Source organism: Kytococcus sp. HMSC28H12 (genome assembly GCF_001816045.1).
Taxonomy (GTDB): Bacteria; Actinomycetota; Actinomycetes; order Actinomycetales; family Dermatophilaceae; genus Kytococcus; species Kytococcus schroeteri.
Window position 1 is genome coordinate 1 of the sequence record NZ_KV824351.1, and the last position, 14,537, is coordinate 14,537.

Annotated in this window: 11 protein-coding genes; 3 read left to right on the forward strand and 8 right to left on the reverse strand. The window is 71.2% G+C overall.

Annotation, left to right across the window (positions count from 1 at the left end; translation table 11 throughout):
• Positions 1-49: 49 nt before the first annotated feature.
• Positions 50-1,489 carry a fatty acid desaturase family protein gene (locus HMPREF3099_RS03475; RefSeq protein WP_202816675.1) on the reverse strand — a complete coding sequence of 480 codons (1,440 nt, stop codon included), beginning with the start codon at positions 1,487-1,489 and terminating at the stop codon, positions 50-52.
• On the reverse strand, positions 1,486-2,613 hold the full coding sequence (locus HMPREF3099_RS03480; protein ID WP_070704014.1) for a ferredoxin reductase: 1,128 nt from the start codon (positions 2,611-2,613) through the stop codon (positions 1,486-1,488). The genes HMPREF3099_RS03475 and HMPREF3099_RS03480 overlap by 4 nt, the downstream gene beginning before the upstream one ends.
• Before the next feature lie 103 nt (positions 2,614-2,716).
• Between HMPREF3099_RS03480 and HMPREF3099_RS03485 the strand changes: the two genes are divergently transcribed.
• Positions 2,717-3,961, forward strand: a complete 1,245-nt coding sequence (locus HMPREF3099_RS03485; protein ID WP_070703989.1) for a helix-turn-helix domain-containing protein — start codon at positions 2,717-2,719, stop codon at positions 3,959-3,961.
• 48 nt (positions 3,962-4,009) lie between these two features.
• On the opposite strand, the gene HMPREF3099_RS03490 is transcribed toward HMPREF3099_RS03485, so the two are convergent.
• The gene (locus tag HMPREF3099_RS03490) at positions 4,010-4,882 is read right to left on the reverse strand and encodes an SGNH/GDSL hydrolase family protein (RefSeq protein ID WP_070703992.1); all 873 of its coding nucleotides are present in this window, start codon (positions 4,880-4,882) and stop codon (positions 4,010-4,012) included.
• Between the two features lie 24 nt (positions 4,883-4,906).
• Entirely contained in the window at positions 4,907-5,179 is a 273-nt protein-coding gene (locus HMPREF3099_RS03495; RefSeq protein ID WP_070703995.1) for a DUF2277 domain-containing protein, read from the reverse strand.
• Positions 5,180-6,580: 1,401 nt separating this feature from the next.
• Between HMPREF3099_RS03495 and HMPREF3099_RS03500 the strand changes: the two genes are divergently transcribed.
• Positions 6,581-7,006, forward strand: coding sequence for a hypothetical protein (locus HMPREF3099_RS03500; RefSeq protein ID WP_070703998.1), 426 nt, complete (start codon positions 6,581-6,583; stop codon positions 7,004-7,006).
• Between the two features lie 97 nt (positions 7,007-7,103).
• Here HMPREF3099_RS03500 and HMPREF3099_RS03505 read toward each other — a convergent pair whose 3' ends face one another.
• The 3 genes from HMPREF3099_RS03505 to HMPREF3099_RS03515 form a co-directional block, all read right to left on the reverse strand.
• Positions 7,104-7,835 carry a succinate dehydrogenase/fumarate reductase iron-sulfur subunit gene (locus tag HMPREF3099_RS03505; RefSeq protein ID WP_070704001.1) on the reverse strand — a complete coding sequence of 244 codons (732 nt, stop codon included), beginning with the start codon at positions 7,833-7,835 and terminating at the stop codon, positions 7,104-7,106.
• A complete protein-coding gene (locus HMPREF3099_RS03510) occupies positions 7,832-9,745 on the reverse strand; it encodes a fumarate reductase/succinate dehydrogenase flavoprotein subunit (protein WP_237769729.1) in 1,914 nt (637 codons plus the stop codon). Before HMPREF3099_RS03510 ends, HMPREF3099_RS03505 begins: the two co-directional genes overlap by 4 nt.
• Before the next feature lie 232 nt (positions 9,746-9,977).
• Entirely contained in the window at positions 9,978-10,673 is a 696-nt protein-coding gene (locus HMPREF3099_RS03515) for a succinate dehydrogenase cytochrome b subunit (RefSeq protein ID WP_070704004.1), read from the reverse strand.
• 127 nt (positions 10,674-10,800) lie between these two features.
• On the opposite strand from HMPREF3099_RS03515, the gene HMPREF3099_RS03520 reads away from it, so the two are divergent.
• Positions 10,801-12,435, forward strand: a complete 1,635-nt coding sequence (locus HMPREF3099_RS03520; protein WP_070704007.1) for a dolichyl-phosphate-mannose--protein mannosyltransferase — start codon at positions 10,801-10,803, stop codon at positions 12,433-12,435.
• Positions 12,436-12,861: 426 nt separating this feature from the next.
• On the opposite strand, the gene HMPREF3099_RS03525 is transcribed toward HMPREF3099_RS03520, so the two are convergent.
• On the reverse strand, positions 12,862-14,537 hold a 1,676-nt coding region (locus tag HMPREF3099_RS03525; RefSeq protein ID WP_237769728.1), incomplete at its 5' end, for a PH domain-containing protein.

The following is a 14,537-nucleotide window of genomic DNA, read 5'->3' on the forward strand; positions in this document are numbered from 1 at the left end:
CGGGCCGCCTCGTGCGAACGCCCCCGGCCAGAGCGGCGTGCGCAGGCCCTCAGGCGCCGGCGCCAGCCACCTTCCCCGCGGCGCTCCCCCGCAGGGCCCTCTTCCGCAGCGCGCTCTTCCGCGCAGCCTTCTTCCGCGAGCCGCCGAGCAGCTGCCGCACGGCCCACTGCGCGCCGGTGGCCACCGAGCCCACCGGGTCGCGGCGCAGCTGCCCCCACGCCCCGTTGGGCAGCGCGTAGCGGAAGATCTTGCCCCACGCGCTGGCCAGCTGCACCGGCAGCGGCCCGGAGACGTAGGCGAACCCGTACCGGTCGAACACGTCGCGCATCTCCACCGAGATCTCGGCGTACCGGTTGCTCGGCAGGTCCGGGAAGCAGTGGTGCTCGATCTGGTGGCTGAGGTTGCCGGTCATGATGTGCATGAGCGGCGAACCCGAGATGTTGGCCGAACCCAGCATCTGGCGCAGGTACCACTCGCCGCGGGTCTCCCCCACGGTCGAGGCGCGGCTGAAGGTCTGCACGCCCTCGGGGAAGTGACCGCACAGGATCACCGCGTTGCTCCACAGGTTGCGGGTGAGGTTGGCCGTCCACGTGGCGGCCAACGTCGACTTCCAGTTCGGTCCGCTCAGCGCCGGGGTGACCACGTAGTCCTTGGCCACCTGCCGGGCCACCTTCTTGCCCACGCCCAACAGGCCGGGCACGGCGGGCTTCCACGCCTTCAGCGGCTTGCCGGCGTAGCGGCCCAGCTCCAGGTCGTACAGCGCGATGGAGTACTCGAAGGTCACCGCGTTGACCGCGTTGAACAACGGCTGCCACACCATCCACGGCTTCCACGGCTGGTCGGGGTCCACGCGGGCGATGCCGAAACCCAGGTCGTTGTCGCGGCCGATGACGTTGGTGTACGTGTGGTGCAGGTCGTTGTGGGAGTGCTTCCAGCCCTCGGCGGTGGAGGGGTGGTCCCACTCCCAGGTGCTGGAGTGGATCCGCGGGTCGCGCATCCAGTCCCACTGCCCGTGGAGGATGTTGTGGCCGATCTCCATGTTCTCCAGGATCTTGGCCACGGCCAGGGCACCGGTGCCCACCACGAAGCCCACCTTGGTGCGGCTGCCCACCATCAGCACCAGGCGGCCGCCCATGTCGAGCGCGCGCTGGGTGGCGATGACGCGGCGGATGTACGCGGCGTCGGCCGCCCCGCGGGAGTCCATGACCCGCTGGCGGATGGCGTCGAGCTCGCGCCCCATCTCCTCGATCTGCTCGATGCTCAGGTGCGCGGCCGGGTCGTCGCCGCCGGAGCGCTTGGGCTTCCAGTGGCGCTCGGGGGACTCGGTGGCGGTGATGCGGTTGACCCCGCGGCGGGTGTCGCGGCGGGTCCGGGCGAACGCCTTGCTCACGCGCATGGAGTCGCTGAAGGCCGCCGGGGAGAGGCGGGAGCCCCCCAGGCCGGGACGGGCGGATGCGGGGCGGGTGCGTCGTGCAGGAGTGGCCGTCATGCCGGTACCTCCAGGTGGCAGTCGCCTGCAGCCGTGGTGACGCAGGTCTGGACGAGTGCGGGGTCCTCGGGGGTGGCGAGGGTGAGCGAGCCGTCGCGCAGGTCGCGCACGGCTCCCTCGGTGAGGTTCAGGACGCAGGAGTGGCAGATGCCCATGCGGCACCCGCTGGGCAGCAGCAGCCCGGCCTCCTCGCCCGCATCGAGCAGGGTGGTGGATCCGTCGGTCTCCACCTCGGTCTGCGAGCCGCCCGTGGCGAAGGTGGCCAGGCCGCCCTCGCCGGGGGTGATCTCCACGGTGCGGAAGCGCTCGGTGAGCAGCTGGTGGCGCAGGCCGGCGTCCTCCCAGAACTGCTCGCAGTCGTCGAGCATCCCGGCCGGGCCGCAGGCCCACACGGTGCGCTCGCGCCAGTCGGGCACCTCGGTGTCCAGCTCGTCCAGGCCGAAGCGCCCCTCGGTGGCCGTGTGGCGGGTGATGAGGCGCAGCCCGAAGCGGTCGGCGATGGCGGGCAGCTCCTCGGCGAACAGTCGCTCGGCGGGCGTGCGGGCCGACTGCACCACCACCACGTCCGGCGCGTCGGGGCCGTGCCACTTGTGGCCGCGCAGCAGCCCCATGATCGGCGTGATGCCGGAGCCGGCGCCCAGGAACAGGATCTTGCCGGGGCGCGGGTCGTCGAGCGTGAACTCGCCGTCGGCGGCGTCGAGGTGGAGCAGGTCGCCGACCCGCGTGCGGTGCACCAGGTGGGTGCTCACGAGGCCGTCGGGCACCTGGGTGACCGTGATCTGCAGCAGGCCGGCGTCACCGGGGATGCCGGCGGGGGCCGGGCGGCTGGTGAGGCTGTAGGTACGCCAGTGCCGCACGCCGTCCACGTCCACGCCGATGCGGACGTACTGGCCGGGGCGGTGCGCCTTCCACAGCACGCCGGGGCGCAGCCAGAGGCTCACGGTGCGCTCGGTGTCGTGGCGGACGCGCTCCACGCGGGCCACCAGGGAGACGCGGGACTGCAGCGGGGCCACCATGTCGACGTAGTCGTGCGGCACCACCGGGGTGGTCACCACGGCGGCGGCCTCGATGAGGCGGTCCACCCAGGCGGGGCGGGGGGTGACCCGGCGGGTCGAGGAACTCATGGCGTCCATCCTGTCTGGCACCGGTGAACGATTCACCCCCGCTCGGCGTGGAGATCTCCGCGCGGATTTGTCCCCTGCGCACAAAGAGCGCACGATGCGGGGCATGGACGCGCCCATCGAGCCCCTCACCGCGGGCACCGCCGCCTCCTTCTGGACCCCCGAGCTGGTGGCCGCCCTGCGCGACGTCGTGGAGGCCGCCTCCCAGCAGAGCGTCACCGCCATCGTGCAGGACGTGCCGGTCTACCGCGACGAGTTCCGGCACGGCCGGTCCGCGGTGCTCAAGGAGGCCGTCTCCATGGCGCTGCACGGCTTCCTGGACCTCATCGAGGCGCCGGGACCGGGCGACGCGGCCCCCACCGGGCCCACCTCGGCCACCGTCCTGGGCGCCCGTTCGCTGGGCCGCCAGGAGGCCCGCGCCGGGCGCACCGTGGAGGCGGTGCTGGCCGCCTACCGCGTGGGGGCGCGCGTGTGCTGGGTGACCTTCAGCGACGTGGCCCTCGAGCACGGCCTGGCCGCCCGGGAGCTGCAGACCTTCGCGGCCCTGACCTTCACCTACATCGACGACCTCTCCGCGGCCACGGTGGCGGGCCACACCCAGGAGCGCGCGCGCTCCGACCAGCGGCGCAGCCAGGCCCGCACCAACCTGGGGCTGCTCGTGGTGCGTGGGGCCCGCACGGCCGAGGTGGACGCCGCGGCCCGGGCGGCGGGCCTCACCTCGCCGCGGACGGTGAGCCTCATGGTCTGCCGCAGCGAGGACACCGGCGCGCTGACCTCCCGGCTGCCGCTGCGCACGCTGGTGCTCGACCAGGTGGGGCTGGGCCCGGAGGGCTCCGGGTGGAGCACGCTGCTGCTGCCCGACCCCACCGACGACGAGCTCGACCGCGCCCGCCGCACCCTGCGCCGGGCCGGGGTGCACTGCCTGGTGACGCCCCCGGTGGGCCGGGCCGCCGCCCCGGAGACCTGGCGTCTGGCCAGCCGGTGGGTGTCCGTGCCGCCGGACCCGATGGGGGTGCCCGAGGGGCCCATGGACCTGCAGGCCGTGCTGCCGCACATGGTGGTGCACGGCGACGCGGCCGCCGCCCGCGAGCTGGCCGCCACCGCCCTGGAGCCGCTGGCCGACCTGCCGGGGTCCACCCGGGAGCGCCTCGTGGAGACCCTGCGGCTGTGGATGCTGCTGCGCGGCCAGCGTGCGCTGGTGGCCGACCGTCTGGGCGTGCACCCGCAGACGGTGCGCTACCGCATGAACCAGCTGCGCGACCTGTTTGGCAGCACCCTGGACGACCCCCGCGGCGCCGAGCAGGTGCTGCTGGCCACGCTCGTGGCGCCGGGGCTCACCGCATCGGACTGACGCGGCCCGTCACTCCGGGGAGGGGCCCTCGCACCCCGCGCGGCGCGCTCAGATGCGGTCCACGTGCTCGCGCAGGCGATCCACGTCCACCTGCGCCACGGTGGGCCGCTTGGGCATCCGCCCGTCGCCCGAGGAACGACCGGTCAGGCGCCGCTGGATCCACGGGCGCAGGTGCAGCCCCGCCCACTCGCGGTTGGCCTGGAGCGTCTCCCACCGGGTCAGCGGCGGCAGCGGCGCCAGTGGCTCGTCCCAGGCCCGCTCGGCGGCACCCTCCACCTCCAGACCGAGCGTCCACGCGGCCTGCTGCGCCACGCGCCGGTGCCCCTCGGTGGAGAGGTGGATGCGGTCCGGCGCCCACATGCGCGCGTCGCGGAGGGAGCGCAGGGTCCAGATGTCGGCCACGAAGCAGTCGTACCGCTGGGCGATGCCCCACACGTTGGCCGTGAACTCCGCGAAGCGCGGGGACGCCCGGCGCAGCACGGGGGTGCGGCTGATGTCCGGCGCGGTGACCAGCAGCACGTCGGCCCCGGTCTCCCGGATGCGGACCACCGCGTCCTCCAGCTGGTCCACCACCGCGTCGCGGTCCACGCGCGGGCGCAGGTAGTCGTTGCCGCCAGCGTTGAGGCTCACCAGGTCCGGGGTGAGCGTCAGGCCCTCCTCGAGCTGCTCCCCGGTGACCTGCCCGATGAGGCGCCCCCGGATGGCCAGGTTGGCGTACCCGAAGGGCACCGGGGCGGGCTCGCCGGCCTCGTCCACCAGGGCGGCGTTGCGCAGGGCGAGACGGGCGGCCAAGCGGTCGGCCCAGCCGTGGTGCTTGTCGGGGTCGTCGTCGGTGGGGTCCACCAGGCCCTCGGTGAACGAGTCACCCAGCGCGACGTAACGCTGCCAGATGCGGCCCTCGAGCGGTGCTGCGGTGGTCATGCGTTCCCTCCGTGGTGGTCCGGGTCAGCCTGCACCGTAACGTTTCTGGGCACGCGCCCGGGCCTTGGCTGCCTCCTCCTCGCGGTCCTTCGGCGGCGCCGAGGTGGTCAGTCCGTCCAGCAGGCGCTGGGTGGCTGCCGTGATCTCCTCCACCGCCTGGTCGAAGGCCTCGGTGTTGGCCTGCGACGGGGTGCGCGTGCCAGCGATCTTGCGGACGTACTGCAGGGCGGCGGCCTCGACCTCCTCGGCGGTGGCCGGGGGCTCGAAGTTGTGCAGGGTCCGGATGTTGCGGCACATGCCCCCATCCTCCCACCCGCGCAGCCACTACCGAGGCGAGAGTGACCGCTTGCCCAGATGGCCACTCGGACCGCCCGGGTCTGCATCCAGATCTCATCCGGCCAGTGCGCGCCGACTGCGGGCAGCCCCTACCCCCAACCCGATAATCACTCCACCCCAATAGGTTTCGACTTAACACCCTTAATGGGGACGCCCCAGTGGACACCGAGGACCACGCGAGGTAGCGTGACCCTTCTCACACTCAAACCAAGGGGGATCATGGCCCGCATTGAACTGGGCATCTTCTCGGGGGCTGCCAAACCCAGTCTGGGATCTCAATACCACAGAGACGGCCAGCCTCATCCGCCAGATCAAGAACGACCAGACGGAAGTGCGCCCACTCAGCGAGTCTTCAGATCGACTCGGATACAAGGGCTTCATCATCCACATGGACTCCCAAGAGTCTTATCGTAGCGGCCTGGGGGCCAACCCAGTTGCGTTCCGCCTGGGCGAGGGCCACGCCAACCCCGACACCCTGCAAGAGCTGCTTCTCCGCGGAGCCCAAAGAGCAGAGATCAACGCACTGGCTGTGGATGCCGCAGCACTTGCCATCGAAGGGAGTGCTGAGCCCGCAACGAGCACCACCGACCCCGACACCCCGGACGCCGGCAGTGAGACTTTGGCGGGCTGCGGGTACCACCTCACAAGCTCTGTCGACTTCAAGTTCTGGGGAGGAGTCCACACCTCGAAGAACAACTGCTACAACTATGCCGCGAACTGGCGAACAGGAACGTTTGCCCACCCTGGGCGAGCTTCGGGGAAGCACTTCCGGTTCACAGATTTCTGGGGAAGAACCCGAACCCTTTCCCAACAGAAGCAGGCACTGCGCGAGTCCATGATGGCTGATGGATGGAAGACCACATGCAGTTCCCGATCGCTCTATGTCGCCGCAGCCATCTGGCCCGGAGTTGACTACCATTTCTGGCGCCGCACTGCCCCTCATAAGTGGATCAGCGTCAGCAAACCCTGGTCACACAAGCGCGGAGGATACTACCCCCAGAACACCGACTCCGGGGGGAATCACATCAGCTCCCCGTACCACTCCAAACGATGGGACTACACCCTCTGGTGCGGAACCATGTACTCCCCCCACGACCGTCTTCGTCAAGTGAACCAAGGAGATTCCATGCCCTCGGCCACCATGAGTCGTAGACTCTTCCTCCTTGGCCTCGCGCCGGGATTGGCTCTTGCGTCGCACACTGCGCATGCCACCAGCACCCCCATCGCAAAGCTCGCCACAAGCAGTGGATCCACGCCCGCCACGCTGGACGATTTCCTGCTAGATCTTGCACTCCGCGCCGATGACCGGTCGCCTCTCCCCAAGGAGGGCCCCCAGTGACCCGTATACAGCGTCTCGTTCCGATGTCTGCCGCCCTGCTCCTGACCCTGGCCGGGTGCGGAGAGGAACCGCAGACGGGTGCCACGACCTCCCCCTTCCGAGCGACGGCCGACGTGTTCTCCGGCCGGCCGAACCCCGAGTGGGACGCCTCCGACGAGGCCCGCCGCGCCGCCGCCACGTGCCTGGACCAGCTCGCGCAGGCCGATGAGGCCGCCGCCGCACCGCCCAGCCCGGGCGGGCTCGGCTTTGGCGGCGTCACCTTCGAGCCGGCCCCCGCATCGGGCGGCACCGCGCTGACCCGCATCGTGGACCACACCGCCTTCGGAACCCGGGACGGGCGGCCGGTCACCGCGGAGTGCACCGACCTGGGCGAGGCCACCTGGGAGCAGTTCGCGGAACTCGAGCCGGTAGCCGTCAAGGACCTCCGGAGCAACGCCAACGCGTCCTAACCCTGCCCCCACAGACACGCCGCGCGCCCGTCAGCAGGTGCTGGCGGGCGGCGCGTGAGCAGCGTGGGTGGGCGCGTGGCCCTACCGCGGTATCGGGTCAGAGGGCCTTGCGCAGGTCCTTGTTCAGCTGGCTGATGACGTCCAGCGGGATGCCCTTGGGGCAGACCGCCGCGCACTCACCGATGTTGGTGCAGCCGCCGAAGCCCTCCTCGTCGTGCTGGTTCACCATGTTGACCACGCGCGAGTCACGCTCCACCTGACCCTGCGGCAGCAGGCCCAGGTGGGTCACCTTGGCGCCCAGGAAGAGCATGCCGGCCGCGTTCGGGCAGGCCGCCGCACAGGCACCACAGCCGATGCAGGTGGCGGCGTCGAACGCGCGGTCGGCGTCCTCCTTGCGCACCGGGTGGGTGTTGGCGTCCACCGCGGCACCGGTGTTCACGGAGATGTAGCCACCGGAACCGATGATGCGGTCGTAGGCGCTGCGGTCCACCACGAGGTCCTGCACCACCGGGAACGCGTCCGCACGGAACGGCTCCAGGGTGAGGGTGTCGCCGTCCTTGAAGGAACGCATGTGCAGCTGGCACAGGGTGGTGCGCTCCGGGCCGTGGGCGATGCCGTTGACCATGAAGCCGCACGCACCGCAGATGCCCTCGCGGCAGTCGGACTCGAAGGCCACCGGCTGCTCGCCGGCCTCCGTGAGCTCCTCGTTGAGCACGTCGAGCATCTCCAGGAAGGACATGTCCTCGGTGATGCCGTCCACCTGGTAGGTGGCGAACTGGCCCTTGTCGCCGGCGCCGGCCTGGCGCCAGATCTTGAGAGTGATCTTCACTTGTAGCTCCGCTGCTTCATCTCGATGGCGTTGTACACGAGGTCCTCCTTGTGCAGCACCGGACGCTCACCGGTACCGGTGAACTCCCAGGCCGCCACGTAGGCGAACTCGTCGTCGTGGCGCAGGGCCTCGCCGTCCTCGGTCTGCGACTCGGCGCGGAAGTGGCCACCGGCCGACTCGCGACGGTGCAGGGCGTCGATGCACATGAGCTCACCCAGCTCCAGGAAGTCGGCCACGCGGCCGGCCTTCTCCAGCGACTGGTTGAGGGTGGCGGCCGCGCCGGGCACCTTGACGTTGGTCCAGAACTCCTCGCGGAGCGCCCGGATCTTCTCGATGGCGGTGCGCAGACCGGCGTCGGTGCGCTCCATGCCGCAGTACTCCCACATGATGGAGCCCAGCTCGCGGTGGATGGAGTCCACCGTGCGGGTGCCGTTGATGGAGAGCAGCTGCTGCACACGGGCGTCCACGGCCTCGCGGGCCGCCACGGCCTCGGGGTGGTCCGCGCCGATGTTGGACTGCCCCTCCTTGGCCAGGTAGTCGTTGATGACGTTCGGCAGCACGAAGTAGCCGTCGGCCAGGCCCTGCATCAGCGCGGAGGCGCCGAGGCGGTTGCCGCCGTGGTCGGAGAAGTTCGCCTCACCGGCCACGAACAGGCCCGGGATGGTGGACTGCAGGTCGTAGTCCACCCACAGGCCGCCCATCGTGTAGTGCACGGCCGGGTAGATGCGCATCGGCACCTCGTACGGGTTCTCACCCGTGATGCGCTCGTACATGTCGAACAGGTTGCCGTACTTGGCGGCCACCGCGTCCTTGCCCATGCGCTCGATGGCCGACGCGAAGTCCAGGTACACGCCACGGCGCACCTGACGCTCCTGGCCGTCCTGGTCCACCTCGGCCACGGCCGGGCCCACGCCGCGGCCCTCGTCGCACATGTTCTTGGCCTGGCGCGAGGCGATGTCGCGGGGCACCAGGTTTCCGAACGCCGGGTAGATGCGCTCCAGGTAGTAGTCGCGCGCCTCCTCCGGGATCTCGCGGGGGTCCTTGTCGCAGTCGGCGGCGTCCTTGGGGACCCAGATGCGGCCGTCGTTGCGCAGGGACTCCGACATCAGCGTCAGCTTGGACTGCTTGTCGCCGTGCTGCGGGATGCAGGTGGGGTGGATCTGCGTGTAGCAGGGGTTGCCGAAGTAGGCGCCCTTGCGGTGCGCACGCCACGCGGCGGTGACGTTGGACCCCATCGCGTTGGTGGAGAGGAAGAAGACGTTGCCGTAGCCGCCGGTGGCCAGCACCACCGCGTCGGCCATGTGCGTCTCGATCTCACCGGTGCGCAGGTTGCGGGCGATGATGCCGCGCGCCTTGCCCTCCACCACGACGAGCTCGAGCATCTCGTGGGCGTTGAACATCTCCACGGTGCCGGCGCCGATCTGGCGCTCCAGCGCCTGGTAGGCGCCGATGAGCAGCTGCTGACCCGTCTGGCCGCGGGCGTAGAAGGTGCGCTGCACCTGCACGCCACCGAACGAGCGGTTGTCGAGCAGACCGCCGTACTCGCGGGCGAAGGGCACACCCTGCGCCACGCACTGGTCGATGATGTTCGCGGACACCTCAGCCAGGCGGTACACGTTGGTCTCGCGGGAGCGGTAGTCGCCACCCTTCACCGTGTCGTAGAACAGGCGGTAGACCGAGTCGTTGTCGTTCTTGTAGTTCTTGGCGGCGTTGATGCCACCCTGCGCGGCGATCGAGTGCGCACGGCGCGGCGAGTCCTGGTAGCAGAAGGACTTCACGTTGTAGCCGGCCTCACCGAGGGTGGCGCCCGCGGCGGCGCCGGCCAGGCCGGTGCCCACGATGATGACGTTGATCTTGCGGCGGTTGGCCGGGTTCACCAGCGCGGTCTCGAACTGGCGGCGCTGCCACATCGTCTCGATGGGGCCACCGGGGGCCTTCGTGTCGGCGATCGGGTCACCGAGCACCCACGGGTCGTTGGTGTGCTCACCGGACTTGTTCACCGGGCGGGTGTCCGCCGGGGCGTCGCCCTGGGCGGTGCCGCGCTGGGCGTCGCCGTCGGCGTCGAAGGCGTCGTCCTTCTTGCGCTTCCAGGGGGCGTTGTCACCGAAGAGTGTTGCCATGAGTCTGCTCCTCCTGGGGCGGTCAGTTGACGAGGTCGAGGAACACCGCGAACGGCGGCACCAGGAAGCCGACCACCACGAGGGCGGCGAGCACGGCGCCGATGGTGCGCAGCATCGGGATGTTCTTGGTCTTGGTCAGGCCGAGCGTCTGCATCGCGGAGAAGAACCCGTGGAATATGTGCATGCCCAGGGCGGCCATCGCCAGCACGTAGATGAGCAGCACCCACCAGATCTCGAAGGACTCCACGTAGTTGGCGGCGGGGCTGGCCAGCTCGCCCTGCGGGTGGATGGTCTTGGTGGTGAAGTGCAGGATGTGGAAGACCACGAACAGCAGCAGCGCGATGCCACCCCAGCGCATGGTGCGCGAGGCGAGGCTCGAGGTGAGCGACTTCTTCATCGCGTAGCCGACGCTGCGGCCCTTCTTGGCGCGGCCCCACAGCTTGACCGCCAGCACGACGTGCGCCAGCACCGCGGCCAGCAGGACGAGACGCACGATCCACAGCGCACCCTCGTAGGGCAGGATCGGCTCACCCATGGTGCGCAGGTGGTGCGCGTAGGTGTCGAACGCCTCGTGGGACTGGAGGATCTTCAGGTTGCCGAGCATGTGCCCGAGCACGAAGAGGATGAACAGGAGGCCGGAGACCGCCATGAGGATCTTGTTCCAGATCGTCGTGGTGGTGGCCGACCGCTTCGTCGGAGCCGCGTTGTCAAGTGCCACGGGGCGGATTCTACTGAGAGGCTGGGAGCGGGCTGGGTGAGGCTTGCCTACCCCGTGGGTCGCGCCCGCGCGCGGGCCGGGCGCCGCCCCCATCGGCCCCGCGGTGGACGCACCTAGGATGCCAGCCATGCCCTCCACGCCCGGTGACGTCGCGACCCCGTCGCCCTCGGCGCCTGATCTCGAGCAGCAGCTCCGCGAGGACCTCCTCGGTCCCCTCGCCCGGCGCGGCGCGACCGCGCGGCGCATCGCCCGGTGGGCCTGGGTCGGCCCGCTGCTGTGCATGCTGCTGGGCGGGTGGATGCGGTGGTGGCACCTGGACGAGCCGCACCAGCTGGTCTTCGACGAGACCTACTACGTCAAGCAGGCGTGGTCGCTCGCCGAGTGGGGTTACGAGCGGGACAAGCCCGACGGCATGGAGGAGCCCGACCAGTTCTTCACCACAGGCAACTGGCAGACGGTCTACGACGACAAGGCCGACTTCGTGGTGCACCCGCCGGTGGGCAAGTGGGTGATCGCCGCCGGCGAGGTGGTCTTCGGCATCGAGTCGTCCTTCGGCTGGCGCGTCTCGGTGTGGGTGCTGGGCAGCCTGTCCATCCTCGTCATCGGCCGGGTGGCGTGGGAGATGTTCGGCTCGGCCACGCTCGCCACGCTCGCCTCCTTCCTGGCGATGCTGGAGGGCCACCACTTCGTGCACAGCCGCACCGGCCTGCTCGACGTGGTGCTCATGTTCTTCGTGCTCGTGGGCTTCTGGTTCCTGCTGCTGGACCGCAACGCCTCGCGGCGCCTGCTGGCCCGGAGGGTGGCGGCGCTGCACGGCGGGGACGCCTGGCGGTGGAATCTCCGCCGGCCCGCGGTGGGCATGACCTACGGCCCGTGGCTGGGGCTGCGCCCGTGGCGATGGGCGGCCGGCATCAGCCTGGGGCTGGCCGCGGGCGTCAAGTTGTCCGGGCTGTACCCGCTCATGGCCTTCGGGCTGCTCACCGTGCTGTGGGACTGCACGGCCCGGCAGCGGGCGGGCGTCTCCCGGCCGTGGAGCGCCGGGGCAGTGCTCCGGGACGGGCCACAGGCGTTCGTCACCTACTGCGGGGCGGCCCTGGCGGCCTACCTCGCCTCGTGGGTGGGCTGGTTCCGCAGCACCGACGGGTACATGCGCCAGTGGGCCACCGAGCACCCCGGTGAGGGGGTCACCTGGCTGCCCGGCCCGCTGCGCGCGTTGTGGGAGTACCACGCCAAGATGTACGAGTTCCACGTCGGGCTGACCAGCGACCACACGTACCGCTCCAGCCCGTGGAGCTGGCCGCTGCAGCTGCGTCCCACCTCGTTCTTCTACGAGACCAAGACGCTCGGCGAGGCCGGGTGCGAGGTGGAGAAGTGCTCCAAGGCCATCAACTCGGTGGGCTCGGTGAGCATCTGGTGGGTGGCCACCGCCGCGGTGTTCGTGCTGCTGTTCTGGTGGGTCGCGCAGCGCGACTGGCGGGCCGGCGCCATCGCCGTGGGGGTGCTCTCGGGGTGGCTGCCCTGGCTGCCGGTGCAGCACCGCACGATCTACCAGTTCTACTCGATCGCTTTCGAGCCGTTCATGGTGCTGGCCGTGGTCTTCGTCATCGGGCTGGCGCTGCGGCACGTGTGGGGCAAGTACGCGGTGGGGGCCTACCTGGCCCTGGTGGTGCTGAACTTCTGGTACTTCTGGCCCATCTGGACCGCCCAGGTGATCCCGTACTCCGCGTGGCGAGCCCGCATGTGGTTCGCCAGCTGGATCTGACGCGGGGGCCGGCCGGGGCAGCATCGCCTGCGCCAGCCGCCCGCGGCATCGCTCTGCCGCACCCTGCCGCACGGCCGCACGCCCGCGGCATCGCACCGCCGCACGCGAAACCACGCGCCGCACGGGAAGGGTGGTCGCCGCACGGGAATCGTCGCGTGCGGCGACCACCGTTCCCGTGCGCGGTGACCTTTCCGGTGCGGCTGGCCCACGAAGACCCCCACCCGCGACACGCCCATCCTTCGACACGCCGACCCATCGACACGCCGACGGTCGGGAGGTTCATCGGTACGCGCATCGGAGGATCGCGGACGCCGCCGGTGTTGATGGGTGCGCGTCCGGCGGGCCGCGGTCGGCCACACGGGGCGGTCCTCGCCGGCGCGGGCAGCCCGCATCCGCACAGCGCCCACCCCCGCGCGATGGGGCCCGTCAGGCGGGGCGGGAGAACTGCCCCACGAGCTCCGGGGAGACCGCGCGCATCATCGCCACCGCGTCGGGCAGCGGCAGGTTGGGCACGCGGTAGGACTCGTCGCCGCCGGCCACCGTGGCCACCGCCGTGCACAGCCCCAGGCGCCGCTGGAAGAAGGACTGCTCCACCGTCCAGCTGAGCACGCCCTCGCACTCCAGGGCCAGGTGCCGCCGCAGGAGTGCGCCCTGCCGCACCAGCAGGTGCCGGTCGGTCACCGCGTGCCCCAGCGAGCGCCAGGCCGGCCACACCGGGGCCAGGTTGAGCACCGCCATGAGCGCGGTCCACCCCAGCAGCCAGGTCCACGCCGAGGCACCCGTCCAGCCGAGCGGGTCGCCCACGGCGAAGTGCCGCAGCACCGCGATGCCGCCGAGCACCGGCACCAGACCGACCCAGAAGGTGGTCACGAGCGCCCCGACGGCCATGCGCCGCAGCGCCTTCGGCCCGTGGGAGACCAGCGGCCGCTCGAACAGGTCGGCCGGCACCGTCTTGGGCTCGCCGCTGCCGAGCACGTCGGCCGCCAGCGCCCGGGCCTCGGAGCGCGGCACGGTGGGCAGCAGGTCCACGGAGCCGTCCTCGGCACCGGTCACCACCGCCTCGGCCGAGGCGCCGCGCTGCCAGCGCTGCTGCCACGGCTCGGTGACCACGACGCCGCGCACCTTGCGCTCCTCGAGCGTGGCCGAGCGGGTGGTGGTCAGGCCGCGGGTGACGTGCAGGGTGCCCTGCGCGGTGCGGGTGACGCGCAGCCCCCACCAGCCCAGCAGGTAGGCCACCGTCGAGGTGAGCAGCGAGAGCACCACACCGGCCACCACCAGCAGCACGACGGTGTGCACCAGGCCGAGGCTCTCCACGGCGTGCACCACCTCGCCACCGATGCGTCGCCCCACCGCGGAGTCGGCGATGTCGTCGAAGAACTGGCCGCCGAAACCGACGACCGCCGCGGCCACGAACAGGCCACTCGCCCCCAGCGGGCCGAAGCGCAGCCACCGGGGGTCCCACGTGGCGAGCACCTGCTCGGGCATGTCGTCCGCGACCGGCTGCACGGCCTCCTCGACGCCGCTCTCCACCCCGGCGCCGGGGGCGCTGACGCCACGCTCGGCCTCGGAGGGGTCGAGCGCGTCCACCCCCTGGGCGGCCTGCACGCGGCGGGTGCGGCGCAGCAGGTTCTCGCGCAGCGCCTGGGCGTCGGCGGTGCGCAGGCCCTCGAGCTCCACCTGGTCGTCGTCCACACCGGTGCCGATCTTCATGGTGCGCAGGTCGAGCAGCCGCATGAGCAGGTTGCCCTCGACGTCGATGGTGCGCACCCGCTCCAGGCGGGCCGTCTTGGTGCGTCGGTTGAGCCACCCCTGGCGCACCTGCACGGTCTCGCCGTCCACCCGGTAGGCGAGCGTGAACCACTGCACCAGCGTGACCACCACGGCCAGGACGGCACCGCCGACGGCCGAGAACACCTGGAAGCCGGGGTCCCCGCTGCGGGTGAACAGCAGCACGAGCAGCACCGGCAGCAGGGAGCCGACCAGCTTGACCGGGTGCACGAGCAGCATGCGCAGGTCCTGGCGGCGCCACTCCCCCTCGGCGGGCACCGGCTCGGGCGCCGGCGGCATCGGGGCGGGCTGGGGCACCGGCGGCACCGGCCCCG

Excerpts from the sequence above, each read along its gene's own strand:
- HMPREF3099_RS03490 (WP_070703992.1), bottom strand. The coding sequence starts at position 4,882 with ATGACCACCGCAGCACCGCTCGAGGGCCGCATCTGGCAGCGTTACGTC.
- HMPREF3099_RS03485 (WP_070703989.1), top strand. The coding sequence starts at position 2,717 with ATGGACGCGCCCATCGAGCCCCTCACCGCGGGCACCGCCGCCTCCTTC.
- HMPREF3099_RS03480 (WP_070704014.1), bottom strand. The coding sequence starts at position 2,613 with ATGAGTTCCTCGACCCGCCGGGTCACCCCCCGCCCCGCCTGGGTGGAC.
- HMPREF3099_RS03475 (WP_202816675.1), bottom strand. The coding sequence starts at position 1,489 with ATGACGGCCACTCCTGCACGACGCACCCGCCCCGCATCCGCCCGTCCC.
- HMPREF3099_RS03495 (WP_070703995.1), bottom strand. The coding sequence starts at position 5,179 with ATGTGCCGCAACATCCGGACCCTGCACAACTTCGAGCCCCCGGCCACC.
- HMPREF3099_RS03510 (WP_237769729.1), bottom strand. The coding sequence starts at position 9,745 with ATGTGGCAGCGCCGCCAGTTCGAGACCGCGCTGGTGAACCCGGCCAAC.
- HMPREF3099_RS03500 (WP_070703998.1), top strand. The coding sequence starts at position 6,581 with ATGTCTGCCGCCCTGCTCCTGACCCTGGCCGGGTGCGGAGAGGAACCG.
- HMPREF3099_RS03520 (WP_070704007.1), top strand. The coding sequence starts at position 10,801 with ATGCCCTCCACGCCCGGTGACGTCGCGACCCCGTCGCCCTCGGCGCCT.